The sequence below is a fragment of the Streptomyces sp. NPDC058240 genome (assembly GCF_042882135.1).
Lineage (GTDB): Bacteria > Actinomycetota > Actinomycetes > Streptomycetales > Streptomycetaceae > Streptomyces.
In genome coordinates, this window is sequence record NZ_JBHVWT010000161.1 from 1 (window position 1) to 1,302 (window position 1,302).

The following is a 1,302-nucleotide window of genomic DNA, read 5'->3' on the forward strand; positions in this document are numbered from 1 at the left end:
CGAGAACCCAGCGTCACCCGAAGGCCGTTCCCATGTCCGGCGAACAGCAGAACCCAAACCTAAACGATCTTCACGTCCTAAAATCGCAAGCTAAGCTGGCGGTGGCGGAGGCCGACTCCGCGTCAGGCTGGCGAACGGTGATGGACGCTTTGTACTTCGCGTTGGCATACAAAAAAGAGGCCCGCTGCCCCGTCTTCCTCAACGGAATGATCCACGAGGCGTTCTCGGACAATGGCTACGACAGGTCGATGCAGTACACCTGGCACTACGCCATGGGCCACGCCCCGTTGGCCGACCTTCCGCCCGAGCTGTGGCTGATCGCGAAGGACCGGGCATACGACTTCGACTTCCATACGTCGTTCGACGGGCACGTTGTCAGCGGCGACTTCCTGTCCCTGATGCAGTCCACCGACACTGGCAGCTGGCAGGCCGCGAGGCTGCATGCGGTGTCCACCAAGGGCAAACGGATCTCGGTGAAGGACTACTTCTTTGTAAAGTTCCCCCGGGCCGAGCTGCTGAAGGTCGAGGACGTGGTCGACCTCGAGAGGTCGAAAATCGACTACCGCCGCGACGGGCAGATCAAGAAGGTCTGGGAGCTCCGATTCAGGAAATCACCGGAGCGCGACCTGTTCTTCCTCGACTGCATCTCGCTCCTGGGTGTTGCCTTCTGCTCGGAGAGATTCACCGAAGGTGCGAAGCGGTTCAGGCCGAGGGGGGTCGAGTTCGTGGAGCTGCCTGAGATCGGGGCTATCCACAGCGCGTGACCGGACGCTCCGCCTCCGTGCGACGATCCTCCATCTCGTCGCCCTCGACACCTGACAGCGGACACACCCACAACCAGCCCGGAGTCAACTCCCGAAGGACTTCGAGAGCCGACCACTAAACAAATGCGCTTACTCCTCTGGAGAGAAGATCGCATTGCGCACCGTCACCGTCCCGTTGTCAATGTCTGGAAGCGCCAGATCAACCGCTGAATTCAGCTCACCCTCAGACAAGGCATGAAAACCACGGGCCGTCAGCGTCCGGCCAAACCGGGCATCAGCTCAGGTACCGCCCTCTGAGAGGGCGTTTAGAGATGATCTGCGTCGTTGGGTGACCTTTACGCTTGCCCGTTTTCAAGCTATTCACCCTCATACGCGCGCCTTCGTGGCCGCCGAGCTACCGACCTGGCCACCCGTTTACTCCGGTTCTCGTGCATGAAGTCCGCCTGGTTTGAAGATGAGGCAGAAACGCCCATCAGTAGAGGAACGGCATCCTCCGCCGCGTCCATGCCAACGCTACGGCGTGAGCCAGCGCAAGCCG

Annotated in this window: 1 protein-coding gene; it reads left to right on the forward strand. The window is 60.8% G+C overall.

Annotated elements, in window-relative coordinates:
- Positions 1-764 (forward strand): Imm43 family immunity protein (locus tag ACFVX4_RS42130; RefSeq protein WP_389988850.1); only part of this gene is annotated, 764 nt, incomplete at its 5' end.
- Positions 765-1,302: the final 538 nt, after the last annotated feature.